We start from the raw sequence: 23,470 nt of genomic DNA on the forward strand, positions 1-23,470 counted from the left end.
ATGAGCCATTTGGGAGTCGCAATGTATGCCCCTTACGCTTACTCGTCGAACTCGGCATCCAGTGCTCAGTCCGCCGTTGAATTCTATAACTCTCTGCCTAGCCTATCCGCCAATAGCAACGGTACCGTACAATACGGTAACGGTGAAGCGGTCAATTTAAATAGTGTTTACCCAAGTGAAGGGTCATCCACTTCATTAGATCAGCTAAAGTCCGTTTACGGTAATGATGGTGAAACCCAAAAGCTAGGTTTTGATACAGGCTCAGCGCTGGCATCAGAATCATCCTTACGCGGTGAGGCTTATCGCGCGGTTGCAGGCTCAACTCAAACAACAGCAAAACTGAAAGCCACGGACTCTATCTTTGACAAGCACAAAGACTTCCTGGCAAATCAGGATAAATATATGCAGGATCTGGATGACTGCTCAATGACATCAGAGCTTAATACTGATGGTGTGAAACAGCATATTCCAGATTTCAAAGAGTGTACCCGCACGACAAGCGTTAGTGGTACCTATCGTATAACACACCCTTACGTGGCAGGTTTTCTGAGCCACAGTTCAGGCTCTGCAAACATCGAAAGTTGTGGTGAAGCTTGTGTCACCCTGTGGGTGGGTAGGGTCGGTGATAACTACTGGAGTGGCAGATGCAAGATTTATGAGGAATTTACAGGCGTTCGTGTTTATAACCCTCAGGCCATTTCCACCGCCAAATTAACCTATGCAACCTGGGATGACTACGTCCAAATCTATTTAGGGGACGATAAAATATTCGCAGGACCTGTAGCAGGTATGGAAGATGCGGGAACAAAGGGGGAAAAACGTCCTTGGAATTACCATAAAGGAGAGCTTTTCCCACCTGAAACTCCTGGCCCATGCGAGTTAAATACTAGTTGGCAGGTTAACCCAAATGTCGATGTAACCGAAAACTTTAGAAAAGTACAAAGCGGTGATGAGCTGATATTCAAAACACGAGTGTCAGTTTATGGTGAAGGCGAAGGTTACGCTAAGCTTGAAGTTCGATATGACCCATCTAAAGCGGTAAGCCGTGATGAATGGGTTACTGACAATCAAGATGGTTTTAATACCTTCTTAGATGCCGTTAACCAGGGTTACTGTCAGAATTACTCTGTAACCTGTAATGAAACGGTCACACCAGATGCTAATGGTTGTGCTTACATCAACGGCGTGACAATTTGCGAGAATGATCTAAAGCCTTCTCCGATTGCTGGGCTTTCGCCATTCTGTCGAAGCGCCACCGTCGTATCCAACTGTGGTACTGATGGAGGAGTGAACAATACCTGTAAGGACTTCGACAATAACAATGCGTGTCAATTCATAAAGTCCACTTGTTTAACTGGGGCTGCTGGTGGTCAAAGCGGATGCTGGCAGGCAACCGAAACTTGGGATTGCGGCCAAGATGTCACTGTACCGAGCACAACTCAATCTGAAACCTATCAGTGTGCAGGTGCCGTGCAGTGTATCAATGGTACCTGTTTGACGCCGACATCGGAGCCTAGTGGTGATTTTCAAACGGCTGTAGCCATGCTTCAGGCTGCAACCTATGCCGTGAACGAAATGACCTGTGGTGATGAAACCATCAACGTTGACCGTGCTTGCACTCTGTTTAAAGGCGAGGCGGCTACATGTAAAACAGCAATGGGAGGCTGGGTCGATTGTTGTAACCAACCTGTTGATGTTAGTTGGATTGAGTACCTTCAGTTGACCTACTACACCCTGAAAGTTTCCGATGCATTAGCGGTTAAAGCAGGTATGTTTGAGCAAGGAAAAGGTATTTTTGATATGGGCAAAGAGCTTGGTAGCAGCGCACTGGATGCGATCACTAAACCTGCTATGTCCGCGTTGGATAGCTTAACGGGAAATGCAGGCTCTGCGGTAGCTGACAAGGTTGCTGACCTCGGCATCGGACAAGTGATGGATCAGGCTGTAAGCACGCTGACAAAACAAGCAGCACAATGGACGCTGGATACATTCGGTGCGAGTGTTACTAATGCTATATTCCAGGCTGGTGGAACAGCTGCTGGATCTGAGACCGTTGCGGCTGTAGGTACAGATGGCGCATTAGCAAGTTCAGTCGAATTATCTTCGACGCTGGTTAGCGCAGTATCCGTAGTTGGCTATGCTTATATGGCCTATCAGATTGCCAATATCCTGGTGAACATCATCTGGGCATGTACCGCTGATGAGTTTAAGCTGGCCGTCAAAAAGGAGACTAAACTCGCTACCTTCATCGATAGCTGGTGTCAGAGCAAGATTTTGGGGCAATGCATTGAAAAACGCTCCAGCTATTGCACCTTCAACTCACAGATTGGCCGCATCTTCCAGGAGCAAGGTCGTGAGCAACTTGGTATTGGATGGGGTGACAGTAAAAACCCAGACTGTCGCGGATTAACTTTAGAAGAGTTTGGGCGCATCGACTTCTCTAAAGTAGACCTCTCCGAATGGATCGGTTCACTTTATTCCGCCGATTTGCTGCCAACTCCGGAATCGGTAAGTCTCGACAGCATCACTGGCTCCGGGAGTATCCTGAACGTTGATGGCACTCGCAAGAACAGCCTTGAACGCTTCCAAAGCGGCGTTGCCAGTATCGATATCAATGACCTTAAAGAGAAGGCTGGTGATTCAATCCAAGTAAGATAATTCGCTGATAGGCAATAAAAAACCCCGCTATTTGTCATTGGCGGGGTTTCTTTTTTTAACGCCGTTTCTATTTTCTAAATTCTAATGCCTGCCCATTATAGAACACGAAGGGCGCGTGCTCTTGAGAACCAGGAACGAACACTGCTCGCTTGTCTCCCAACTTGGCTGAGAGCGCTTTGAAATGCGTTAAGTTGCTTTTCTTTGCGGACAAATAGTAGAAGCAGGAAGATACAGCGGCTGCTTTGTACTTACCTGGATTTGCCATTTTAGGCGGCTTTGGTAAGTGGCTGGTATCTGACATTGAAAGGTTTGCAAGAAATGTCCAAGACTGGTCCTTACACCCTTTGTAATCGTTGTACCCATCCATACGCATCATTGCTGGTTTGTAATCTGCGTATACATCCTTCCATTCAGCCTCTTGGTCTTTGTCTGACCATGAAGCAATTCTTGCTAGCCCGTCACCTTCAGGTCGTGGTTTTTTATCTGTTACAAAACCTACGATTGCTGAAAATGGGTCGTTAATAGCTAACCCAAGAGCAACTTCCGTCAAGCCACCATCGGTGTGCTTAGTCTCACCGAGATCTCCCGCTTTGACCGGAGTCACAAGAGGTAATGCACGCCCATCTTCAGTTAACCGGTTATAAATGAGGTAGTCATCGCCAGCGTCTGTGATTTTAAATAGGTTCATGGCGCGGGCGAACTGCAACGCTTCAGATGGATTAACATCTACTGGCATCGGTTCAGGTTTAGAAGCGCAACCCGTCATTGCCATTACCAGTGTGATCAGGGATGCGGTCAAAATCTTTTTCATGTTAAGTACCTTTGTTTTGTAGGGTTTCAGGTAAGTAATTCTTCGTGTTGAGATCATAGTAACCCCGGCTCAACAGCTGACGAAGGGATCCACGCAAAAAAATCCCTTATTTTTGAAATAAGGGATCTATCACTAAACATTTAATTTAAATTGAATCTTTCCAAGCTATTAGCACTTGTTCTTTACTGCAAGATACCGTTTTTGTGCAAGGAACTCGTAGTGCTGGTTCAAAGTTCCCAGGTACAAATTCCCCTGGGCGTGGAGTGATTTCCTGTTCCAATATAGGGTCATAGAAAATAAACGGCACGTTCACTTTGTTTACTGCCCACCCCCAACCAACTGAATCTGGAATGATGAACCCCGCTGTGGAGGAAATGTCTTTCACAACAAGGCGTTTTCTGAACTCCCCAAACTTTGAGCTACAAAGTTCTGGTGTATCCAGCTTCTGACACAGATTCACACGCATGTAGCCAGGGGCCACTAATTGACTTCCTGGTAATGTGCTGAAGGTGCAACCTTGCATAACGAAGGCCGATAAGAGTAATAGCTTCAAGCAGTTACGCATTAATGAGCCTTATCTTCACAGAATGGACATTTCTGCTTTTTGTTGGAGCGGTCGCAATCGAATGGGGAAATAAAGGACATTTTACAGTGAATGCACTTTATCATTCGGATCTCATCGGAGCGAAAATCGCGGGCCAGTGTCCAGGCCTCATTAGGATGCAGCATAACATCAGCGGCAATCGAGGGACGGAATCGAATGTTGAGCTCACGATAAACCTCAAAGGAATCCACAACTTCGTTGATATCATCTTGGTTGCTGGGGTCTTTAGCCCGGCGTAAATAGATGCTCATGAAGTTAGTTGCTTCCATTTTTTTAGGCTGCGAAGCCAAGAAGGTTTCTGACAGTTTTAATCGCCCTATAGCGACCTCATCCTGTCCGAACTGCTTCTTCAGATGATCTATAAGGCGGTCGCTGGCGTTCAATGAAGTCGTGATAATGCGACGACGGAAGCCCAGTTTTACCATGCGTTGTGCCAGTGCAAAGACATCTTCATCTTTTACGAGTGCTGCTTTCATAGTTCTGTGCTCCAATGTTCATAACGTAATTGTAAGTAGGCAGGCAAAGTCATGTGCGGGTTGTCACTGCCAAATACTGAACTCCACTCTCCAGAAGCGAGCTCTCTGAGCGATCTAACTGGCTTGATATATAGTTCACCTTTGATGATGGCATCAATGGTTTGACTATCGTCAAGACGCTCAATGAAATTCAATGCTTCATCAGAGCCTAGCCAATAGAATGACTCCGCCAGCGTTCCGTTTAGAATTTTCACCCTGATACTGAACACGAGAAGCGCCAGCCGGAGGATGTAGGAGTCATGCCGGACGAAGTTATCCACCTCGGTGAGTTTACGCCCAGGCATGTAGTCAACGATGAAAACAGGTACGTTGTAAGATTTAACAGATTTTGTCAGTTGAGCCAGAAGGTCTTTGTCTTTTAGCACGGAACGATCATCTTCAGACAGTACAAATGGACTGCGGAAAAAAGATTGCGCACGAGTTTCCAAAGAAGCTGCACAGCTCAATAAAGAAATATTTTCATTAACCATTTTCAATCAGCCTCTTCCAGATCCTGAGCACATTCGTTCCGTAGTTCCGCGCCTTTTCGCGCAGTTCCGGGTTCGGTGTGTGATAACTACCAATCGCTAAAACAATGTCATCCGGGGAGTTCTTGATAGCGTTGCATAACACTTTCGCGCCCACGCGGATGTTGGTGTCTACATCCAGAAGATCTTCTGGCTTGCTGACGTACCTGCCGTTCCAGCGGTAGTTGACCTGAGAGATTCCGATATCAGTTACGGTAGACGCAGCCATATAACGCTTAAGCGCTCTTTTCGCATCTTCATAATTTTTTGGATAGTAGGCACCGTAAACTGCATTATTCAGTGCCCAAGGACTTGGAGCGACAAAACCGCCGCCACCGGCACGCTGCTTACTCTCCCACAGAGCTACAGCGTATAAGAGATGTGGATCAAGACCGCATTCATTCTTGGCATGTTTTTCCCATGCCGTTCCTCTTAAATCAACCACTCCAGCATGTGCTGGCATGATTTGAGATGAGAGGATTACTGCTGCCACACTGGCGCTTAACAGTAACTTACCCATTTTTTTTACCCCCAATCCAACCAGAGAGGCTTAGCCTAAGCGGAACCGTTTACGCGGCAGCGCTTCCTCTGTTTGAACCGACTTTTCAGCGTTTACATCGGTATCCCTCTCAGCGGATTGAGTGCCCACTGATACCGACAATGTTTTTTCGCTTCCTGCCTCGCTCTCCATCGACACCGCCCCACACGGCTCCAGAGACTCAATAATGCTTCCTGGTATAACTGATACAGCTTCTACTACTTGTGATGCCAACGACTGAGTAACATTTTGTTTCATTAACTTTGGTTGGCTTTCAGAATAAGACGATTGTAGACCGGTCCCCACCGGCGACGAAATATTCTGCCCTCTTTCTTCTCCTTTTACCAATTTTTGTGAACGCTGCTTATCGTTACCTTTGCCTTTCTTATAAATGGCGGGCGTTGCTTCACGCCCCAACCCTTCGAGATAAGCCCTGTTCGCCAGAGCTACCAGTGCGCTACTTCTTTTGCCTGGCGGACAGGATTCAAGGTACGCAGCGAGCTCGGGACAAAGAATGTCATTAATCGTCACCCGTAACTGCATGGCGCATCCTTATACGTTATGCGTCACCGTAGATGACAGTGTCAACGCCATAGTTCCAAAAACCAATTGCGTTACTGGCGACCGGATTTGGGCTCGTCACTACGCGGGCATTCTGGAAGGCTTCACGCACGGCCAACTCGTAGTAGGGAGCCCCGCCACCTGCTGTCACAATGATGTGGATAGCCCCCAGCGATCGGACATTTTTACGTAGCTCTTTCACTACGCCACCCGCAATCTGAGGAATGACTCTGCTAAGCAGCGGTTTAACTTCAATATGGCGCGCCCCATTAAAGAAAGTTGGCGCATCTTTACGTAATGCAATTTCGACCATTTCCGGCAGATCGTCCCGGCGCTCATGCGGATTTTCTTCATTCAGCGTGCGAACAATCCCTTCAATAATCGTGCTAGTGGCTTTCAAAGAAGAGCCACTGGAGCCCATTACACGACTTCCGTTACTGAAGGCGACGTAGTCCATCGAGAAAAAGCCTGGGTCAATAACCAGAATATTGGATTCTGACAGCTCATCTTCGCTGATGAAGCCTTCGCGGTTCGCAACATCGTTGATGACACCGACTCCTTGAGGGATAACCATGACCTGCTTGACCGTTACTTTCGTGGTCGGATTAATTGCGAATGTTCCCGTCAGTCTCGCGACCAATTTGGAGCGCTCGTTATCGTCGCTAGCAAGCCTTACCGGTAAACCTGTCACTAAGAGGTCAACGGTGTTCCCGACTTTTTCCGCAATCTTCGCCAGAGAACCAAAGTACAATGCCATATACATTTCAGTGGTGTGATAACTGTCGTGTAATTCACGTCCGTCTGGGCGGTCGGTAAATGCTCGCCACATGTTTCCGTTCGGGTATACGGTGACTTCGTGGGCGCGATTGCGCTTCACCAGATTCACGTCTTCCTCTTCTTCCGTCGTGGCATACGCCGGGAAGATTGAGACATCAGGTACGGAAGCAAAAGCATCGCCAGTCGCAATTTTGACGTTGCTATAACCAATATCCACACCACATACGATCGCGTTTTTCTTACTCATTTGTTAACCTTTTATTAACATAATTACAGCTTGTGACACCCTTCAGCCTCCCCTCATCCTTGCCCGCTCATGCTGTTGGCAAGGTGAGGCAGTCGTGATATCACCCCGAAAAATTCGTTCGCCCCGATACAATTGGGGCACATCATATCTATTCAAAAATCACAAAACACCCTTTTTCATCGACAAAACGAGGACAAAAAAGGCCTTAATTTACGTCTACATTTAGCCGCGTTTTAAGGCTAGATTTAGCCCTCATTCAAGGCCTGATTTATCCCTAATTTATGGCTAGTTAAGGCCGCAAATTGGGGCTATCCGTTCAGGGCCAATCCTTGTTATCGACGCAATTTAGCTCCCCTGTTTTATCATGAGCATCTCCGCTGACGAAATAACCTAACCTAAATTTCGGTCAAGTTTTCACCGGTTGGAACGAATTATTTTGATTGAAGAGACCCACCAGCGCCCACCTCCATTCGCGGATATTTTGACCGCAATCTGCGCTTTCCTGGTTGTGAGTTTTTAGACGGCAAGAAGGAAAGCGCCCCGTTTTGAGGACGAAAAACATTGAATTGAAGTGTCGTTTTAGTGCTTAGTGTGCCTGGTGATTAGAAGGTTGAACGGTTTTGAACTCTCATGCCTTTCTTTTCGCCATGAGAGTGCCAATCAAGGGAAATGCCACAAGAGAACTCTGATGCCATATCATATACGGGATTGGCTCAAAAACAGTGATTAGGCCTCTTCGGGTCCCGAAAACCGAACTTTTTGCAAAAAGGCATTTTCATGTGGCAACTCAACAACTCTGATGCCTTTCTTTTCGCCATGAGAGTGCTAAAACAGAGAAAGAGTCCATGAGATCACTCAGGCGGCGTAATAATATTACTGTTTTTTTGGTAAAACTGATTTTTTGAGCCGATTTTGGGTGTTTTTGCTTTAGCCGGAAGAGATCTCATGTGGGGTAATAATAGGGGTTCCGTTTTTTTGACCTTTTTGAATTTTTAATGTGAGGGTAACTCGATGGATGTGGAAAGCTACATCAAGCATCTGGAGGAAAGCGTTAAAGCCCTGGATAGATCGGCGGATGTTTTGACTGCCGAAGCTACAACGCTGAGAGAGGATTTTTGGAAGCTAGCAACCGCTGGCGGTGAAAAAGCGCACTACTCATTTAACGTTGTTAAGCAGGGTCCATCTGTTCGGATCCGCTGGGCAAGGATGACACCATTGCGAAAAGTGGGTGGGGAAGTTGCAAGGGTGGTTCCGAAGTATTTGAAGGTGAACAAGGGGGAGAGTTATCCGGCAAAAGTTTTCACGGATGCAACACCCCGTGAATTGACCCTCATTGTTACCTACGAACCGCAGCTTAGTTTGATCCGTTCTGAGATGAAAAAGAACCGAGCAATTCGGCAGCTGTTATCTCGGCGGATAACGGAGAGCAGGAAGCAGCTTTAGCGTGGGGCTTTAGTTGTGTGAACAAAACGACTGGTATGGTTAAAATTAACTTTAGGAGAAATTTGAGTATGTCTCACGAAATCGTTAACACCCATGCAACAACTGCGATTGGTGAAATCTGCGCCAACTTCACTCGCAATCTGGGCACCAAACACGAAGAGTTGCTTTGGGGGATTAAGGCGACTCGTAACATTCTGACTGGGACAGTGGAAACCGTTAATGCTATCGCGAATCACAAGAAGGTCGCGGCAGTGAAGGTTCTGACTCAGGCCGATAGCGATCAGGCTGCACTGGACGTATTTGCGAAGGGACTTCAACGCAACACTCTGGTATATATCCCTCATGCTGATGATTGGGATCAGGATGTGCTCTTGAAGGTGATGTCGCTTTTCGGGGCGCGTCAGTCGAAATGTATGCTGGGCTTCACTGAGCCATCCCGCTTGTGTTTCGGGATCTACATGTTCCTGGTCAGTTATCAGATTGATGCTGAGTACAAGGTCTCACGCTGGTCTCTCAACATGAGCGCACCAATCCACGAGCTTGCTTCCCTTAATTAATTTAACGCATCGTCTTAGCACATCTGAAACCGGGCACCGTCCCGGTTTTTTGCACCTAAATTTAACCACATCTACTTTTCTCAAGTGAGCCTTCAGGCGATCAGTTAGTGAGCCTTAGGCGACCCTCGGGCTTTCAACGGACCCTGTGGTATCAGGAATGAATTCGGGATAACCGGGTTTGTTTTTTTGCGGAGTCTGTTAGCGAACGGGAAAGGTGGGGAAGTAAACGAAACGAGAAGGCGCGCGTTTGTTTTTGTTTTGTGCATCGTATGGTGGGCTGTGGCGGGTAAGCAAAGAGAGAGCACGGGCGTGATTTGTTGTTTTGTTTTTGTTGTTTCTGGTGTGGATATTACGGGCGCTAGATTGGGTGGGAATATTTCTAGGGCGTAAGGCAATCACTTCGCGGGTCGCGGATGGTGGGTTCAGTATGAAGTTTATTGGAGCAGGATGCCTCGATAGAACTTCCTCCGGGGGTTGTTGGTGGGTGTGATGTCATTTTGGATTTTGGGAAGGGATTTCCTCCGGGGGTTTTTGTGTTTTTTGGTTTTCCTCTGGGGGTATTTGGCGATCTGGTTTTATGTCCGACCAAAAACGGGCGCAAAACGAGGTGGAAAACCTTTGCCTGAATATTACCCCTGCCATATTCTGCGCTTTGTTTTTCCTCATGCTGTTTTACGGTGCCAAAACTATGCTGCTTATGGGTTGCCTGGCACTCATGGTGGGAAAGAATGGATAGCTTTACGTTGCGGTTGGTTGGCTATCATGCAGTTAGTTTTCCAGATTTCACGTAGCGCAATCAGGGTGGGATGGATGCTTTTTCGGAAGATGACCTACTGAGGTGGGATAAAGCGCCTTCCTGTTTTGTTGTTGTGAATGAGTCGTAAGAGTGGTTTGCCAACAAGAGTATTGCTTACGTTATCCGTGGGGGATGACGCAAGCGCAACGCGATCGGGACTACCGGTCTGAATTTCAAAACATGGGGGTAAGATGAATATCGAAACGCAGAAGGTGCAATCTGAACCAGGTATGTTTGGTAGTTCACTTCCAGCGCCAGGGTCACTGTACTGGTTTAACGTCTCGTTACTGTTTCTGGTTGTAGCGGGTATGAATGCTCTGGCTGATGGGGCATTTCCGAGCCTGTTTATTTGTTTCGCTTTGTTTGGTTGTGCTGCGTATGGTTGGGTTCGGCCATTGACGAACGGAGAACGACGTTTGGTATCCGTACCTGGTTTTTTGTTTTATGCCGGTTGCATGTGGGCGATCATGAATATTCAGCAACATGTGTTACATGAGCCGATTGGGTTTACTGGGACCCTATGTGTTGTGTTGAGTTCATTCGTCGGATTCTATTTGGGTCGCTATACCCGAATTGGGCGTTTCTCGCTGAAACCTCCGACCGTGGAATAATGCGAGCGATAAGCTGGAATAGAAACCGCCTTCATCTGGGCGGTTTTGTCATTTTGGGAACCGAGAACAGGAAAAGAACGTGTTGTTATCCTGTGAGGGGTTGGCCGAGAGAATCGCTGGCAAGTTTGTTTGTCAGAGGATGGCTGGTGGTAGGATTAACCCCAGACAAAAACTCAACAAGGGAGATTCGAATGGAGTTGGTAGGTAAGGTGAAAACAGCAAATGGTTATGCGAGTGCATCGGTGGAGGCTACATTTAGCCGATCGGTGCATGGTGAGCAAGTTGAGTTTCTGGTCACCCGGTCTATGACAGACCATCATCTGGTGGTGACGCATAAGGTTTCTGGCCGGATGGTTTGCCCGATCGACTTCCTGGCAACGGCGTTGGAAGGGGCCGAGTCGGCAGGCCGTAAAGCGCTGGATGCGTTTTTGTTCAGTGTAGGGGAAAAGCGTTTTATGGACGCGGTGGGTCGTTCGGTGGCTGCATAATGTGGATCGGAGGAGGATCAAGATCCCCTCTAATTTGCCCTCAGGGCGACTCAGGGCGATTTATGGATTTAAATCTATATACGATTGCACTGGAATCAATAAAATGCGTCTGAGAGCCTCTGAGGCGTTTTTAGCGTCTCGCGAGTGCTGTTAGATCTGAATTCAAATTTGGATGGTGCTATGCCTGGGTGTATTCATGCCATACAGAGCGAAAAGCGGATTGAGGCCACCAGCGATGGGAGCACTATCCTGGAGCGTTTGGAGTCGGTGGGTATTGTGGTTGAGTACCAATGTCGCGAAGGCTACTGCGGTTCGTGTCGAGTACCTTTGCTGGCCGGTACTGTTGAGTACGTGACTCAGCCCCTGGCTTTTGTTAATCCGGGTGAGGTGTTGCCTTGTTGTAGTCGTCCCCGAACTGACGTGAAGTTGGATATCTGATCGGTTTCGCTTTATGCTCGGTGTGTCGGTTAGCCCCCTGCTTCAACCGATAATTCATACCCGGTATGATTAAGCGCCACCTGCCTCGGTGGCGTTTTTGTTTCTGACATTTCGCATGCGAAATCAGATGTTATCCCTTCCCCGAAAAATGATACTTTTTTGTGCCCGTTCGCTATTCGTCAGCTAAATGCCCCGTGATAGTTTGAGTTCAAGTTAATCAATCACGGAGCTACCAATATGGCACTTTACCAACCTCATCAAGTCTTGATGGCATTTAGCGATGACTGCTTCAGTACCATCCAGGGGGCATGGCGTCCCTTCATCATGATGGCAATTGTGATGATTGAGTTGGCGCTGGTGGTTTGGATCCATGATGGCAGCGAAGAGCTTCCGATAACGTCCTTCCCAGCATTGGCCTTTTCTCTCATCAGTAGCGGAGTTTTAGTTTACGCCCTTCACCTATTGCAGGTTAAGCGCCGGACTAATTACCGTGTCTATCTTTCTTCCGTACCAGCGGAGCTCATTACATTAAGCGCGGAAAAAATGGATACAGTTTCCCGCAAAGAAATTGCCGATTGGCTAGTTGCTCAAAAGGTGACGCTATGACTTTTCTGGGGATGCAGATAACCGGACAGCAAGCTGAATTCATGCAGCATGCGTTAGGCATCCATGAAAATAACCGAGTCAGCAATCGTAACTACTTTCTCGCCAGTGGTCGTGATGTGGAAATTTGGACGGCGCTGGTGGATGTTGGTTATGCCACTGGGCAACCAGCTCCGTCTTGGGTGGGTGGCGGTACCCTGTTCACGGTGACTGAATCCGGTATAGCGATCGCCTTAGCGATGTTGCCGAAGCCCAAAAAAGTGAAACGCAATAATCACTATCCTCAGTACCTGAATGCGGATTGTGGTGACACCTTCAGTGAGTTTCTGCTGGGGCGTCGCGCTCCCCTGGTTGAGCATCGAACCAACGGCGAACGGTACGAATATCGGATGTACCGCGAAAAGTATTGCGAATACTACTCGTATCTCGGTCGGGACGTAGAAGGTGATTGGTCTCCTACCCAGAAAGCGGCCAAAGCAAGTTACAAACTGGCATTAAAATCAGCGCAAGAAAAGCGCAAACAAAATCGGAGCGTTCATGACACTGCCCAAATACACTAAAGAGCAACTCAAAGTCCTTCAGGCCGATACGTCGGGTAATCTGACCGTGTTAGAGCGATCGCTGGTGGCACAGTTGTTGTCCTCCATGCACCTGCCGGTAAAGCAAAGCTTCGCACCTGATTGGATACTCACTTACAGCGGTAAACGCTTTTCCTTCCTGGACATCGACCCGGAGGCAATCGACATTGGAGACATTGCGACGGCGTTGTCTAATATCTGTCGGTTTACCGGCCACCTGGATCAGCATTACAGTGTGGCGCAACACTGTGTACTGGTCAGTCATTTAGTTGAGCCTCATCTTGCGTTTGAGGGGTTGATGCATGATGCCAGTGAAGCATATTGCGGTGACGTGAGTAGCCCCCTTAAGGCACGGTTACCAGATTATCGGGAAATCGAAGGTCGCGTCGATCGCGCTATCCGGGCAAAGTACGGATTACCGCTGGTGGAAACGCCGGACGTCAAGGTTGCCGACCTACGAATGCTCGCGAGTGAGATGGGTATGTTTGGCCGTCATAGCGCGCAGGCGATGCCAGACCCCGATAAATATCCACCAGCTGACATCATGGGTTTGCGCCTTCTCCCTGCGGAGGAAGCCCGGCTTGCATTCCTTCAGCGATTCGAATTGCTGTATCAGTATTGATTCCAAAAAATAGAGCCGAAATATTATGAATGCGATATGCTTCGGCTGATTATAATTCAAAGAGGTTGATACCAGATGAAGAAGCTAATTTTAGTATTATCACTGTTTCTCGCGTTACCTGTGCTTGCACAAACCGAGACGCCATCTCCTGAAGGTGACTTTCCTAAACTTCATCTGAACGAAGAAAACGAACAGATCGCTCGCAAGGTTGCATTTGATTATCTGGCTAACGCTAAGATTTTCATTTCCCAGGGTGTGGTCTCTAAAGACACGGTGACTTATGAAGCTATCATCGCTGATCAGCGGTGTACCATTGAAATGGAGTTAAACAACCTACCGATTGAGCGATGGCTCGTGAAAAAACTCGACTGTAAGAACTGATCCCCATCGCCCATCCTTAACGGCAGACTTAACCATGATGAGGTTTGCCGTTACCCTGTCCCAAAATCCGCATCAATCTATCGTACCAAAATTTTGTTGCCCTTTTGGCTTCGTCAGCTGCTGAGGTCATGGTTAACTATTCACACAAGAATAATTAACAAATGGAGTAACAATGTTAAATCTAATTGCCCGCCTGGCGGAGACTGGTCATCAAGTTTGGTTCGGTGAAAGTGACACGGTGACGGTAACGCAAGTTAGTGGTGAATCGCGGGTGGTTCTCGAAAGTATCATCGCTACCGATCCGGCAGCTGTCCTGAACCTACTATCTCGTTATGGAGCCAGCGTTAAGGCCGTAGATGATAAGCTGCTAATCTGGCGTGACGAGAACGGCGATGACTGGGCCTGCGATCGAGGTAATCTCTATCGTGGTGTACGTGATGAATATGGCGTTCGCTGGGAAGTGAAGCTGATACATGGCATCACTATCCATTCCCCGTTCGATGCCGTGTTCTGGTTTGCATTACCCTGGGCTTCCCGCGTTGATGTGAATGTCCATTTCATCGTGGGTGATCCGCTGGTGGTTTCCGCCCCGGCCTACATCACGCTGAATGGTCAATTGGATAAAAATCAGGTTATGGCCTGGGTGAAACTTTCCGGCATGCAAAATGCCACCCGCATTTCCGAACTGTAATACGCCATCTTAACTATGGGGGAAGCTCCCCCATTTTGTACCGCCCTCCCCTATTCAAAAAAATATCTTTTTTTATGCTGATTCACTTCGTCAGCGGTTAACCGTGGGTGATACTGTTTACAGAGGAAGTAAACAAAACGAATAATACTATCGAGGTCACCACTATGAATATGAACGCTATCAGCCAAACAGCAAAACGTCCGAGCCAGACTCCAGCCCAATTCATGCGTATCGCTAACGAATCAGACCTGTTCAAGAAGGGTCGCACCTTGTGGTATCACTACAGCCGTAGTTTCGGTTTTGAGCGCGATCTGGTTCGCACCAATACCCTGCGCCTGGCACAAGGCAGCGGTCTGTCGGTCTCGTTCGTTGAGCGTGCCATCAATCACTATCTGACCCACTGATCCACCAGCATAAGGACAAATGCGATGAGCGCTATCAACGGTACTTATTGGGTTAAGAACGGCCACACCTTTGGTTATACCTTCCCAGAGCAACCAAACATCTTGGGTGTTCTGGCAAGCAAACCGCAATTGGGTGCGTGCTTGTCTATGGAGCCGCAGCTGATCACACCTTCGGATGACATGCACAAAGCCACCGTGCAGGACTTCGATTTCTTTCGCGTTGTCGTCCCTTCAGACTTCAAGCCTGAGTAATTCCTTGGTGCTCTTCAGAGCGCCTTCCAATTTGAGAGGCCGTCATGAACAACGAACGGAAAGAACTGATCGCCATGCTCCTGGAAGATGCAAGGCGTATCCAGCAGCTGGAACCAAATGCCGGAACTGCGGCGCGAATTGTAGCGGCACAAAAAGTGCTTGCACGCGGTGATGATGAATATGCGCTGCCCGTGCTGGTGGCTACATCTTACCGTCTGGCTCTGGCTGAGGCGGGCTACGATTACTCGGTCAATATTGACGGCTCTTTGGTGGTTAAGGATCCGATTGCGTGCAGTAACGGTGCTTGCAAGTGGGTGGGGCACAAAGACGTTGTTCTACGTAGCAACAACGATGTTACCCGTTTCATTGAGAACAGGAACTAGGAGGCCTTATGTTCCCTCAGGATGTCGAAGTACGCGCACACCGTTACACTCAGGCAGGTGGAAAGCGCATGGTGCAATACAGTACCCCTGGTAATAACGGTTGGTTGATCACCAATGGCGATGCAACTGACTTACCCGATGTGCAAGCTCGACATATTGCGTTGCTCAACTATGCGCGCGATAACGGTACGTTAGTCAAAACCAACGCCTAAAAATCGGTTTCAAAATAACGCTTTCCATACCCTGCTCGGCAATCTGTCGGGTGGGGCGCTTGCGTTTTAATCTCCAGATTTCGCATGCGAAATGTTGAACTGACTCCTTCTGATTTCGCATGCGAAATATTGCTCATTTTCCGGAACGCTTTTCCCTGAATAGCCGGTTTTCGTTCCCCTATTCTGGCGCTGAAATGACAGTAAATTAATTATTCAAATCAGCAATAATTGTGCCCCAATCGCTTCGTTGGCGGTGAGCCTCATGGGAGAATTTAGGCAGTGAACAAAACAAATAACATGAGGAAATATGATGCATACTTTATCCGACCTTCTCCACTACGCTGGCGTTACCTCTCATAAACTGACTCTGCTTTCCATCCGCGATTATAACGCCTGTTGGGGTCGCACTGGTCGCGCCATACGTCCTTTTCCTCGTTACACGGTTTGGTATGACACTGAAGATCAGAATGACCGCATCGTATTCACCTTTGAAGCCGTCCTTAACACTAAGCGCACTGCACCAGAAAAGTTGGCAGACATCAGTATTCAAATCAGCCATCACAGTGACTGGGATCCTGGGAAGCGCAAGCTGACTGTCTCTCACCCTGAGCGCTTCCTGAAGGTCGATGGTATGGCAGTAGGTGCTGCTGAGAAAACTAAGTCATTGTGGAAAGAAATCACTGCACTGACTGAAGGCCTTCAACGACATGAAAAACTCAGTTCTTATGAAGTGACATTCCTTGCACCGTAAACTTTCAACTCAGACCGCTTCGGCGGTCGCTTACCCTATTCCGTTACTTACAGTGAGGTTCCGATTATGGCTCATATTCAATTCAATAACGCGCAGGAACAAGCGCTCTTCGATGCTCTACTGGCAAGCGCCCTTAATGGGGTATCTACTTCGATTTGGGATCAAAATAGACCCAACGCCCCGCGACAAGAAGACGTGGCGAACGTGGCTTTTGCTCTGGCCGCTGATGCGTTTGAACTGAGAAGGAAATACTGCAAGGTTACAGGGGAGTAGTTCTGAAAAGAGAGGCCACGGGAACCCGTGGTCTCTGAAGCGCAATTAACCCTTAATGACGCCTTGAACAATGAGGCTGGCTGCATCCACAGATACATCACCTTCCACTGTTCTGACCCATACCTTGTGATCTGCATCTGGTGCGCGGTCTGTCACTATCGTACCGACCTGACCGTCGAACTGAACTTGCACACTCCAAACTGGACTTGCGTTTGCCGCTTTTTTCTTGTTTTTGCTGGTGGATTTCGCATGCGAAATTTTACCGTTCTTTTTGCTCTTCAGCCTATCCAACTCGCCTTTCGCGTCTGTGCGGGTAAGCCCTGAAGTGCGTGCCTGGGACGTTAGCTTGTCGGTGACTTGCGGGCTAAGCTCACTTATCTGAGTTAGCGTATACGCGAGATCAATATCAGAAGTGACCCCGTCACGTAATAACTTGATCACGGATTCCGGAGCGTCAACCAAGCGCAGGTGTTTGCTGACGTATGAGGTTGGCTTCCCCACGGTCTTAGCGATGTCCTCTCCTGACATATTGTGAAGGCGTTTCAGCTCGTCAAAGGCCAGTGCAGTCGCCAGTGGTTTAAGGCCAGACTGCTGAAGGTTTTCTATCAGCTGACCAATGATGCGCATCTTGTCGTCTTTGGGTGGAGTACCGACATAGATATCAATGTGTGAATCACCTCGCTTCTTAGCGCTTCTCCAGCGTGTTTCCCCCATCCAGATACGGTAACCATTTCGGTCGCGAGGAAAGCAGCGCGGCGGTGTGAGGATACCTACTGTTACAAACGAATCGGCCATGCCATCAATCACTTCATCATCAAAATCCTGATCTGGACGAACCTGAGTTTCTGCGTAGACTTCGGTTATCGGGACACGGACGATTTGACCTTCAGCCTCAATTTCTGGCCGAGCTATATCACTCATGATCTGGTGAGCCATCCCGTCCCGTTTATCAAATTCAGGGGACTTGTTCTCAATTACCTGATTCACGCCCTCAACGGCAGCTGAGTTCTGCTTATTCTTCATGAGTGCTTTGAATGATTTTTTCGCCATCTGAATTACCCTACCAATTGAACTATTTTTTCTGCTAATGCTTGATACTGGATCGCAGGTCTAGATTTCGAGTCGTATTCGCGGAATGTCAGGCCAAGCTCTATAGCCTCTTTCGCGGTTGCCTGTGCGAAGGAGATATAGGCAAGGATGTAGTCCTTGTTGTAGCCCTTCGATTCGAGTATCTCCACCAGCATGTTTAGGTTATGCGTATCTACTGCGCCTAGGTAACCGTCAAATAACGGTTTACTGTAGTTGGAGACTGTGGCTTGTGTAATGTACGTGCCGAGAAAATGCAACTTCGGGTTGTAGTTCTTTTTGATTTTCTGCATGTAAGTGATCTGCTTCGCCACAGCGTTACGGGATTGTTTCTCCAGTAGCGTTGGGATCAGCAAGTAGTCTGCTGCCATGTGGCTGGCAACCATCACGTTTGAATACGAAGGCGCGGAGTCGATAAGGATGTAGTCGTAATACTCTTTCAACTGCAACATACGATCACGAAAATCGAACATACAATCTGAGTGACGATAGTTAATTTCATTCAGTTCGCTGGTGGAGCCGAGGAAGTGACGGCCGTCTTTAAGCTCTATGGGCTGTATTGTGGAATCAGGGATAAACAACTGGTAGGTATTGGCCTCTCCAGGAGTGAACTCATTCTTCAGCGGTTCGCGTTCAATCTCAAGAGGAAGCTCATCAGGAAAGGTTCTTTCTGTCAGGCCGGTCGTCCAGTCTGCGTCTATCATTAGCACTTTCTTGCCTGCCATTTGAAGGTCATAGGCAATTTCATTTGTCGATTGGGATTTGACCACGCCACCTTTTTGACTGCATACAACGATTAGTTTACCCAACGGCTTATCAGCTTTTTTTTCCATCTTCTTTCCTTTAAATTTCGCATGCGAAATTCGGTATAGAAAAATAACGCGTCCCCAGCTCTGTCGAGGTTTAGGCTGGTGCTAAAAAACCACCTCACGCAGGGATTTGCTCGCTATACCGATAATCGTTATTCTTGAAATTATTCATCTTCTTCCTTAATCATACCATGCTCGTAATAAATATTAACCAGTGCGGTAGATATATTTGACTCCTCAGAATCTACAATGCTCTGAAGGTGATATTTCGCATGCGAAATATTGGGCTGAAAACAGTTTTTGGGGTGACGCTCTGAATAGATTTCGCATGCGAAATAATTAAATCCACCAGCTATGTCGTGACTTGAAAAGATTATTTACTTTGAGCTATTTGTCGGCGGACTGTGTTGGTTGATACTGATATCAGATACCCTTTGCGGAGATGCACATGATTATCGGTTCACGATCCTTCCTGATAAACCACCTGCTGAAAAACTTCACAGATGACCAATTAATCGCGCTCGACACGCTGACCATTGAAAATGTAGGAGAGATAGAAACTGACCTATCCCTGGAACGCCTATTAACTGAAGGTGAGCGAGTTCACGTTCTGTGTTCGGTAGTGGAAAACTACGATGTGAATACCGGAGCAGGCTTTAACCACGTCCGCAATGAGAACGCTTCTCTACGCATCCCACAAAAGGAAGCCACGCAATGAATACTGGTTTGAAAACCTATTACTGCATGTTGCCCAACGGAAAGGTGCAATCTCATCAATCTCCGTGGAAACCAACCCATGCAGTGGCTGCGCGAAACGAGTCGCGAGACTGGTATGCGCATTCGTGGTGTTCATCTCAATCGGCAGCTGAGCGCTGTTATGAATTGACCCAGCAAGAGCAGGGCGTAAAAGTGGAAATTCTACGCGTTACTGATGAGGTGCCTGAGAAGTTGCCGTTTTAATTCTTTCTAAATTTGGCAATTTCTTTGTTCTTTTTGCTTCGTCAGCGGTTAATGCTGGGTGATACTGGATTCAGAAGAGGTAAACAAAACGAATAACTTAAACGGAGAAATACTATGTCACTGAATCCAACTCTCGTCGCGATGTTCATCTTCAGTAGTTTCAACGAAACCCGTGTTCCTCTCATTAAGCAGGACGATGATGCTCAAGAGCGCATCGACTTCAACGTAGCTGGTGGCGGTGAAATTGAGTGCGCGGATTGGATCCGTGAGCTGGCAATCGACATCGTTGAAGAGTGCGACGAAACCTTCACCAGCAAAGAAGGTCCGGGTATCTGGTATTACGAAGTAGCTGAAGTCATCGGAGCCAAAATCGCTAACGATGCAAACGAGGGGCACGTTTACCAATGTGACATCGTTAAGTTTGCACTGGAGCAAACCACCAGCTGGGTCAACTCCTAGCCTCCTTCCACCAGCCGCCTACGGGCGGCTCTACTTCACTCACTGAGAACTGAACAATGGTCATTAGCAAGCTGAACGCCGGTGATACCGTTTGGTCTATCACTCGCCACAAACTGGGTAACACAAATATCCCCACCGTTTCCGTTCACCCTGTCCAGATCATCGAGGTCAACGAGACCAGCGTTGTTGCGAGCTGGAATCACAATGCGCCAAAACGGTTCGGCCTGAATACGATTAAGGGCTGGAAGAAAGATAAGCCTGTACTCATCAAACAACTGTTCGGTAGTCAACGACTGGCTACCAAGACCGAGATAGCTGAACTGAAATCCAAGGGGTGACCACCCTGCTTTCACTTCCCTCATAAAGCCGCCTAAATTGGCGGTTTTTTGTTGCCAAACGCTTTGTCAGACGTGCTGTGGGAGGATAATGAATACATGGATGCAGCCAAGGTGGCGTGAGCGAAATGTATGTCGTGAATTTGGCGATATTTCGCATGCGAAATCACTCAAACAACAATGATAGGGTACTCATGCAGATCACGAAGACTTCTCACAACTTTGCCAAGCGTCGCGGCCTTGCGCTCACCACTGAACGAATAGACGGTGCCGACTTACTTTGTATCTGGGAAGAAAACAACGACAGCGAATGGTTGTGTAGTTATGACGTACACACCACTCGCCTAACCTACCGGGGAAATGTCTATCTGTCCCTGGAATGTGTGAACGCCCTGCCGAAAATCATTATCGACGAGAACCAGCTGCGTGCGGTGATCACCTTGATTGCCAATACATTGAAAACAACAGCCTGAAACAGGAAATGAAAATCATGAAGACGTGGACGCCGAACGAAAACATTACTCAGGTCATGCTGGCATTTGGCCCTCCTGACATTGAGAAGTTTTTACCGAAGTGGGATCTCATCCCGGACGAATTCAAGCACAGTAAAAATCCCTGGGTTGCCTTCGTTGAGCGTTGGTTTTACCAAGGGCTTGAATGTCCACCAGCGGCAAAGGAAGGTGTAGACCTGAAGTATGCATTAGCGCATATCATGGTGATCCTGAAAAGCTTCGACCCAAAGCAAGAGCGCAAAATTGCCGGGTGCGCATACCTCGCTTCGCTGTGGTTTGTCGGCTGAGTTAGTCATCCAGATTTCGCATGCGAAATGTTTGCTTTATCCTTAGAGTGAACACACGATTTCGCATGCGAAATATTTCAATTCCACTCTCCGATTTCGCATGCGAAATGTCAGCTGAAATGCCATCTGTTTATTTCCCATAATCCCTTTGTCGTTGCTGGTGGTACGGTAAAATTAACCCAGTAAATAAAAATCTATGGGATATCGTCATGAGCAACAAAAACAAACTGACCGCTGAGCAACAGACATCCATCGCGTACAGCAACTTCCTCACCTCGAAGGGGCTGAAGCCGCGTGCAGGTCAGCAAGAGATGATCCACTTTTGCTCATCCCTGATTAACGATATCCCGAAGGATAACGACAAGCCCGTTGTCGGTGTGGTCGAAGCAGGTACTGGTACAGGTAAAACGCTGGGTTACTGTCTGCCGCTGATCCCGCTGGCGAAAGAAAAGGGCAAGACCCTCATCCTGTCCACGGCAACCGTAGCGCTCCAGGAGCAGGTGGTTGTCAAAGACCTGCCGGAAATCCAAAGCCAAGGCGGTTTGAAGTTCACTTATGCAATGGCAAAAGGTCGAGGTCGTTACTTCTGCCGGTTGCGTTACGATGCACACGTAGATGCAGAGTTGAATGCCTATGGGGATGTCCGCGATGACATGAACAGTCTGGGTGCTGAATTTCAAAGCGGTGAATGGACAGGGGAGCGTGACACATATCCACTGGAACTGACTGACAAGTCATGGAACAAAGTCAACGCGGTCGCCAGCCAGTGCCCTAAGGTTAAATGCCCTCATTACAAATCATGCCCCTTCTTTGCCGCGCGCAGCCGACTGGAAGAAGTGGATGTGGTGATAGCTAACCACGATATCGTCCTGAGCGATCTGTCTTTGGGTGGTGGTGTTATCCTGCCAGTACCGAAAGAAGCCATCTACATATTTGACGAAGGGCATCACCTGACCAGTAAAGCCATTGAACATTTTGCCGCTAACGCCTCGTTGGATAATACCGCGCGCTGGTTGGGCGAAGTCAGTGACATGGTCATGGACATGCAGACCCCTTATGGCGAGAAGATGAATGACCACGTTTACAAGCTGGTGGGGTTGGCCTCGGATACGGCCACTGAGCTGATGTCAGTTCGGGGTACCCTTTTATCTTCTCTGAGCTTCCGGAACGACCACGGTAGCATTGACGTCTATCGTTTCCCTGAAGGCGATGTCCCTGCTGATGTACGCAGCCTATTCAAAAACGGCATCTATCTGGCAAACCAAATGCAGATCTTGGTTGAGAAAATGACGACCATTATCGACGAGGCAGGGGATAAAGTGCAGGCCGATGAGAATGCCAGGCACAAGATGGCAATTGGTGATTTGAAAAACCGGCTGGAAAACTTGTTGGATGCCCTGAAACGATTCTCTGCACCCACAAGAAAGGGTGATAGCACCGTGCCCGTTGCTCGCTGGGTAAACATTAAGCGTGATAACAAATCTGAGGTCATCATTCACAGCAGCCCGGTACATGCCGGTGAGCATCTGAACAGAGAGTTGTGGCAAGAAGCGCATGGCGTGATCATCACGTCAGCGACGCTACGGACGATGGGTAACTTCGATGCCTACCTGAATGAAGCGGGTTTGGAAAAAGACACGCCGACCTTACTGGCTAAAAGCCCGTTTGATTATGAGAACAACGGTGTGCTGTTCGTACCGAAGATGCGCAGCACGCCGAAGAATGCAGAAGCACACACAAACGAACTGATCGAGTTGTTGCCTAAATTAGTGCTGCGACGTAAAGGATGCCTGGTGCTCTTCTCGTCTCGCAAGCAAATGACCGAAGTGTGTGCCGGTATGCCGGAGGATGTGAAAGAATGCATCCTGATGCAAACAACAATGCCTAAATCAGAAATCGTGTCACGTCACAAGTTACGTATTGATCGCGGTGAGCCGAGCATTATTTTCGGGATGGCGTCCTTCAGTGAGGGTGTGGACTTGCCAGGGGATTATTGTGACAACGTGATTATTGCCAAGCTGCCTTTTAGCGTGCCAAGTGACCCGGTAAGCCAGACGATGACGGAGTGGATGGAAAAGGCGGGGCGAAACACCTTTGAGGAAATCACGGTGCCGCAGGCATGCATCAAACTTATCCAGGCAGTAGGGCGTCTTATCCGAACTGAGTCCGATACCGGTGCGGTAACCATTCTGGACTCTCGTATCAAGAATACGCGATACGGTCAGAGCATTCTGGATTCACTTCCGCCGTTTCGTCGTGTGATCCGTTAATGGTATGATGGTAAACAAAACGAATGCATGG

At 48.1% G+C, this 23,470-nt stretch carries 33 protein-coding genes; 24 read left to right on the forward strand and 9 right to left on the reverse strand.

Annotated elements, in window-relative coordinates; genetic code table 11:
- The gene (traN, locus tag MNY66_RS16230; protein ID WP_241501997.1) at positions 1-2,658 is read left to right on the forward strand and encodes a conjugal transfer mating pair stabilization protein TraN; all 2,658 of its coding nucleotides are present in this window, start codon (positions 1-3) and stop codon (positions 2,656-2,658) included.
- Positions 2,659-2,725: 67 nt separating this feature from the next.
- On the opposite strand, the gene MNY66_RS16235 is transcribed toward traN, so the two are convergent.
- From MNY66_RS16235 to MNY66_RS16260, 6 genes are all read right to left on the reverse strand, one after another.
- Complete coding sequence (locus MNY66_RS16235) at positions 2,726-3,469, reverse strand: hypothetical protein (protein ID WP_156656639.1); 744 nt, start codon at positions 3,467-3,469, stop codon at positions 2,726-2,728.
- 564 nt (positions 3,470-4,033) lie between these two features.
- On the reverse strand, positions 4,034-4,549 hold the full coding sequence (locus MNY66_RS16240; protein WP_067421714.1) for a FlhC family transcriptional regulator: 516 nt from the start codon (positions 4,547-4,549) through the stop codon (positions 4,034-4,036).
- Complete coding sequence (locus MNY66_RS16245) at positions 4,546-5,079, reverse strand: hypothetical protein (protein ID WP_137022497.1); 534 nt, start codon at positions 5,077-5,079, stop codon at positions 4,546-4,548. Before MNY66_RS16245 ends, MNY66_RS16240 begins: the two co-directional genes overlap by 4 nt.
- Complete coding sequence (locus tag MNY66_RS16250) at positions 5,072-5,635, reverse strand: transglycosylase SLT domain-containing protein (protein ID WP_067421718.1); 564 nt, start codon at positions 5,633-5,635, stop codon at positions 5,072-5,074. The genes MNY66_RS16245 and MNY66_RS16250 overlap by 8 nt, the downstream gene beginning before the upstream one ends.
- A 30-nt stretch (positions 5,636-5,665) precedes the next feature.
- Positions 5,666-6,196: a hypothetical protein gene (locus MNY66_RS16255; protein WP_067421721.1), complete on the reverse strand. Its 531-nt coding sequence runs from the start codon at positions 6,194-6,196 to the stop codon at positions 5,666-5,668.
- Positions 6,197-6,212: 16 nt separating this feature from the next.
- Positions 6,213-7,238 (reverse strand): ParM/StbA family protein, encoded by a 1,026-nt coding sequence (locus MNY66_RS16260; protein WP_067421722.1) that lies wholly within the window; start codon positions 7,236-7,238, stop codon positions 6,213-6,215.
- A gap of 1,011 nt (positions 7,239-8,249) precedes the next feature.
- On the opposite strand from MNY66_RS16260, the gene mobI reads away from it, so the two are divergent.
- The 17 genes from mobI (at position 8,250) to MNY66_RS16345 (ending at position 16,721) form a co-directional block, all read left to right on the forward strand.
- On the forward strand, positions 8,250-8,681 hold the full coding sequence (gene mobI / locus MNY66_RS16265; RefSeq protein WP_241501998.1) for a conjugative transfer protein MobI(A/C): 432 nt from the start codon (positions 8,250-8,252) through the stop codon (positions 8,679-8,681).
- A 68-nt stretch (positions 8,682-8,749) separates the two neighbouring features.
- A complete protein-coding gene (locus tag MNY66_RS16270) occupies positions 8,750-9,238 on the forward strand; it encodes a hypothetical protein (protein WP_241501999.1) in 489 nt (162 codons plus the stop codon).
- Between the two features lie 561 nt (positions 9,239-9,799).
- Positions 9,800-10,075, forward strand: a complete 276-nt coding sequence (locus tag MNY66_RS16275) for a hypothetical protein (protein WP_137022500.1) — start codon at positions 9,800-9,802, stop codon at positions 10,073-10,075.
- A 171-nt stretch (positions 10,076-10,246) separates the two neighbouring features.
- On the forward strand, positions 10,247-10,645 hold the full coding sequence (locus MNY66_RS16280; RefSeq protein ID WP_241502000.1) for a hypothetical protein: 399 nt from the start codon (positions 10,247-10,249) through the stop codon (positions 10,643-10,645).
- Between the two features lie 191 nt (positions 10,646-10,836).
- A complete protein-coding gene (locus MNY66_RS16285; RefSeq protein WP_241502001.1) occupies positions 10,837-11,133 on the forward strand; it encodes a hypothetical protein in 297 nt (98 codons plus the stop codon).
- A 180-nt stretch (positions 11,134-11,313) separates the two neighbouring features.
- Positions 11,314-11,571, forward strand: coding sequence for a class I ribonucleotide reductase maintenance protein YfaE (yfaE, locus tag MNY66_RS16290; RefSeq protein ID WP_241502002.1), 258 nt, complete (start codon positions 11,314-11,316; stop codon positions 11,569-11,571).
- Between the two features lie 237 nt (positions 11,572-11,808).
- A complete protein-coding gene (locus tag MNY66_RS16295) occupies positions 11,809-12,177 on the forward strand; it encodes a hypothetical protein (protein WP_241502003.1) in 369 nt (122 codons plus the stop codon).
- The gene (locus MNY66_RS16300) at positions 12,174-12,734 is read left to right on the forward strand and encodes a hypothetical protein (protein WP_241502004.1); all 561 of its coding nucleotides are present in this window, start codon (positions 12,174-12,176) and stop codon (positions 12,732-12,734) included. Before MNY66_RS16295 ends, MNY66_RS16300 begins: the two co-directional genes overlap by 4 nt.
- Positions 12,712-13,374, forward strand: a complete 663-nt coding sequence (locus MNY66_RS16305; RefSeq protein WP_409274736.1) for an HD family hydrolase — start codon at positions 12,712-12,714, stop codon at positions 13,372-13,374. Before MNY66_RS16300 ends, MNY66_RS16305 begins: the two co-directional genes overlap by 23 nt.
- Before the next feature lie 75 nt (positions 13,375-13,449).
- Complete coding sequence (locus MNY66_RS16310) at positions 13,450-13,755, forward strand: hypothetical protein (RefSeq protein WP_067421737.1); 306 nt, start codon at positions 13,450-13,452, stop codon at positions 13,753-13,755.
- Positions 13,756-13,927: 172 nt separating this feature from the next.
- A complete protein-coding gene (locus MNY66_RS16315) occupies positions 13,928-14,446 on the forward strand; it encodes a hypothetical protein (protein ID WP_241502005.1) in 519 nt (172 codons plus the stop codon).
- 164 nt (positions 14,447-14,610) lie between these two features.
- A complete protein-coding gene (locus MNY66_RS16320; RefSeq protein WP_137022504.1) occupies positions 14,611-14,850 on the forward strand; it encodes a hypothetical protein in 240 nt (79 codons plus the stop codon).
- A gap of 24 nt (positions 14,851-14,874) precedes the next feature.
- Positions 14,875-15,102 (forward strand): hypothetical protein, encoded by a 228-nt coding sequence (locus MNY66_RS16325; protein WP_241502006.1) that lies wholly within the window; start codon positions 14,875-14,877, stop codon positions 15,100-15,102.
- A 44-nt stretch (positions 15,103-15,146) separates the two neighbouring features.
- Positions 15,147-15,485: a hypothetical protein gene (locus MNY66_RS16330; protein WP_241502007.1), complete on the forward strand. Its 339-nt coding sequence runs from the start codon at positions 15,147-15,149 to the stop codon at positions 15,483-15,485.
- Positions 15,486-15,493: 8 nt separating this feature from the next.
- Positions 15,494-15,697 carry a hypothetical protein gene (locus tag MNY66_RS16335; RefSeq protein ID WP_137022507.1) on the forward strand — a complete coding sequence of 68 codons (204 nt, stop codon included), beginning with the start codon at positions 15,494-15,496 and terminating at the stop codon, positions 15,695-15,697.
- A 307-nt stretch (positions 15,698-16,004) separates the two neighbouring features.
- Positions 16,005-16,448 (forward strand): hypothetical protein, encoded by a 444-nt coding sequence (locus tag MNY66_RS16340; protein WP_241502008.1) that lies wholly within the window; start codon positions 16,005-16,007, stop codon positions 16,446-16,448.
- A 66-nt stretch (positions 16,449-16,514) separates the two neighbouring features.
- Positions 16,515-16,721, forward strand: a complete 207-nt coding sequence (locus tag MNY66_RS16345; protein WP_067421750.1) for a hypothetical protein — start codon at positions 16,515-16,517, stop codon at positions 16,719-16,721.
- A gap of 45 nt (positions 16,722-16,766) precedes the next feature.
- On the opposite strand, the gene MNY66_RS16350 is transcribed toward MNY66_RS16345, so the two are convergent.
- Positions 16,767-17,771, reverse strand: coding sequence for a ParB/RepB/Spo0J family partition protein (locus MNY66_RS16350; protein ID WP_137022509.1), 1,005 nt, complete (start codon positions 17,769-17,771; stop codon positions 16,767-16,769).
- Positions 17,772-17,776: 5 nt separating this feature from the next.
- Positions 17,777-18,640, reverse strand: coding sequence for a ParA family protein (locus MNY66_RS16355; RefSeq protein WP_067421754.1), 864 nt, complete (start codon positions 18,638-18,640; stop codon positions 17,777-17,779).
- A gap of 424 nt (positions 18,641-19,064) precedes the next feature.
- Here MNY66_RS16355 and MNY66_RS16360 point away from each other — a divergent pair, with 424 nt between their 5' ends.
- The 3 genes from MNY66_RS16360 to MNY66_RS16370 all read left to right on the forward strand — a co-directional run bounded on the left by MNY66_RS16360 (position 19,065) and on the right by MNY66_RS16370 (position 20,035).
- A complete protein-coding gene (locus MNY66_RS16360; RefSeq protein ID WP_137022510.1) occupies positions 19,065-19,334 on the forward strand; it encodes a hypothetical protein in 270 nt (89 codons plus the stop codon).
- Entirely contained in the window at positions 19,331-19,576 is a 246-nt protein-coding gene (locus MNY66_RS16365) for a hypothetical protein (RefSeq protein ID WP_241502009.1), read from the forward strand. Before MNY66_RS16360 ends, MNY66_RS16365 begins: the two co-directional genes overlap by 4 nt.
- Before the next feature lie 114 nt (positions 19,577-19,690).
- The gene (locus tag MNY66_RS16370) at positions 19,691-20,035 is read left to right on the forward strand and encodes a hypothetical protein (protein WP_137022512.1); all 345 of its coding nucleotides are present in this window, start codon (positions 19,691-19,693) and stop codon (positions 20,033-20,035) included.
- 35 nt (positions 20,036-20,070) lie between these two features.
- Here MNY66_RS16370 and MNY66_RS17970 read toward each other — a convergent pair whose 3' ends face one another.
- Positions 20,071-20,397, reverse strand: a complete 327-nt coding sequence (locus MNY66_RS17970; RefSeq protein WP_175403201.1) for a hypothetical protein — start codon at positions 20,395-20,397, stop codon at positions 20,071-20,073.
- 167 nt (positions 20,398-20,564) lie between these two features.
- Between MNY66_RS17970 and MNY66_RS16380 the strand changes: the two genes are divergently transcribed.
- From MNY66_RS16380 to dinG, 3 genes are all read left to right on the forward strand, one after another.
- Entirely contained in the window at positions 20,565-20,843 is a 279-nt protein-coding gene (locus MNY66_RS16380) for a hypothetical protein (protein WP_137022514.1), read from the forward strand.
- A 17-nt stretch (positions 20,844-20,860) separates the two neighbouring features.
- Positions 20,861-21,169, forward strand: a complete 309-nt coding sequence (locus MNY66_RS16385; protein WP_137022515.1) for a hypothetical protein — start codon at positions 20,861-20,863, stop codon at positions 21,167-21,169.
- 209 nt (positions 21,170-21,378) lie between these two features.
- Positions 21,379-23,439 (forward strand): ATP-dependent DNA helicase DinG, encoded by a 2,061-nt coding sequence (gene dinG / locus MNY66_RS16390; protein ID WP_137022516.1) that lies wholly within the window; start codon positions 21,379-21,381, stop codon positions 23,437-23,439.
- Positions 23,440-23,470: the final 31 nt, after the last annotated feature.

The organism is Moellerella wisconsensis, from assembly GCF_022592395.1.
In the GTDB taxonomy this organism is placed as follows: Bacteria; Pseudomonadota; Gammaproteobacteria; order Enterobacterales; family Enterobacteriaceae; genus Moellerella; species Moellerella wisconsensis.

Coding starts and splice junctions, on each gene's coding strand:
- traN (WP_241501997.1), top strand. CDS start 1: ATGAGCCATTTGGGAGTCGCAATGTATGCCCCTTACGCTTACTCGTCG.
- MNY66_RS16235 (WP_156656639.1), bottom strand. CDS start 3,469: ATGAAAAAGATTTTGACCGCATCCCTGATCACACTGGTAATGGCAATG.
- MNY66_RS16240 (WP_067421714.1), bottom strand. CDS start 4,549: ATGAAAGCAGCACTCGTAAAAGATGAAGATGTCTTTGCACTGGCACAA.
- MNY66_RS16245 (WP_137022497.1), bottom strand. CDS start 5,079: ATGGTTAATGAAAATATTTCTTTATTGAGCTGTGCAGCTTCTTTGGAA.
- MNY66_RS16250 (WP_067421718.1), bottom strand. CDS start 5,635: ATGGGTAAGTTACTGTTAAGCGCCAGTGTGGCAGCAGTAATCCTCTCA.
- MNY66_RS16255 (WP_067421721.1), bottom strand. CDS start 6,196: ATGCAGTTACGGGTGACGATTAATGACATTCTTTGTCCCGAGCTCGCT.
- MNY66_RS16260 (WP_067421722.1), bottom strand. CDS start 7,238: ATGAGTAAGAAAAACGCGATCGTATGTGGTGTGGATATTGGTTATAGC.
- mobI (WP_241501998.1), top strand. CDS start 8,250: ATGGATGTGGAAAGCTACATCAAGCATCTGGAGGAAAGCGTTAAAGCC.
- MNY66_RS16270 (WP_241501999.1), top strand. CDS start 8,750: ATGTCTCACGAAATCGTTAACACCCATGCAACAACTGCGATTGGTGAA.
- MNY66_RS16285 (WP_241502001.1), top strand. CDS start 10,837: ATGGAGTTGGTAGGTAAGGTGAAAACAGCAAATGGTTATGCGAGTGCA.
- yfaE (WP_241502002.1), top strand. CDS start 11,314: ATGCCTGGGTGTATTCATGCCATACAGAGCGAAAAGCGGATTGAGGCC.
- MNY66_RS16295 (WP_241502003.1), top strand. CDS start 11,809: ATGGCACTTTACCAACCTCATCAAGTCTTGATGGCATTTAGCGATGAC.
- MNY66_RS16300 (WP_241502004.1), top strand. CDS start 12,174: ATGACTTTTCTGGGGATGCAGATAACCGGACAGCAAGCTGAATTCATG.
- MNY66_RS16305 (WP_409274736.1), top strand. CDS start 12,712: ATGACACTGCCCAAATACACTAAAGAGCAACTCAAAGTCCTTCAGGCC.
- MNY66_RS16310 (WP_067421737.1), top strand. CDS start 13,450: ATGAAGAAGCTAATTTTAGTATTATCACTGTTTCTCGCGTTACCTGTG.
- MNY66_RS16315 (WP_241502005.1), top strand. CDS start 13,928: ATGTTAAATCTAATTGCCCGCCTGGCGGAGACTGGTCATCAAGTTTGG.
- MNY66_RS16320 (WP_137022504.1), top strand. CDS start 14,611: ATGAATATGAACGCTATCAGCCAAACAGCAAAACGTCCGAGCCAGACT.
- MNY66_RS16325 (WP_241502006.1), top strand. CDS start 14,875: ATGAGCGCTATCAACGGTACTTATTGGGTTAAGAACGGCCACACCTTT.
- MNY66_RS16330 (WP_241502007.1), top strand. CDS start 15,147: ATGAACAACGAACGGAAAGAACTGATCGCCATGCTCCTGGAAGATGCA.
- MNY66_RS16335 (WP_137022507.1), top strand. CDS start 15,494: ATGTTCCCTCAGGATGTCGAAGTACGCGCACACCGTTACACTCAGGCA.
- MNY66_RS16340 (WP_241502008.1), top strand. CDS start 16,005: ATGATGCATACTTTATCCGACCTTCTCCACTACGCTGGCGTTACCTCT.
- MNY66_RS16345 (WP_067421750.1), top strand. CDS start 16,515: ATGGCTCATATTCAATTCAATAACGCGCAGGAACAAGCGCTCTTCGAT.
- MNY66_RS16350 (WP_137022509.1), bottom strand. CDS start 17,771: ATGGCGAAAAAATCATTCAAAGCACTCATGAAGAATAAGCAGAACTCA.
- MNY66_RS16355 (WP_067421754.1), bottom strand. CDS start 18,640: ATGGAAAAAAAAGCTGATAAGCCGTTGGGTAAACTAATCGTTGTATGC.
- MNY66_RS16360 (WP_137022510.1), top strand. CDS start 19,065: ATGATTATCGGTTCACGATCCTTCCTGATAAACCACCTGCTGAAAAAC.
- MNY66_RS16365 (WP_241502009.1), top strand. CDS start 19,331: ATGAATACTGGTTTGAAAACCTATTACTGCATGTTGCCCAACGGAAAG.
- MNY66_RS16370 (WP_137022512.1), top strand. CDS start 19,691: ATGTCACTGAATCCAACTCTCGTCGCGATGTTCATCTTCAGTAGTTTC.
- MNY66_RS17970 (WP_175403201.1), bottom strand. CDS start 20,397: ATGAGGGAAGTGAAAGCAGGGTGGTCACCCCTTGGATTTCAGTTCAGC.
- MNY66_RS16380 (WP_137022514.1), top strand. CDS start 20,565: ATGCAGATCACGAAGACTTCTCACAACTTTGCCAAGCGTCGCGGCCTT.
- MNY66_RS16385 (WP_137022515.1), top strand. CDS start 20,861: ATGAAGACGTGGACGCCGAACGAAAACATTACTCAGGTCATGCTGGCA.
- dinG (WP_137022516.1), top strand. CDS start 21,379: ATGAGCAACAAAAACAAACTGACCGCTGAGCAACAGACATCCATCGCG.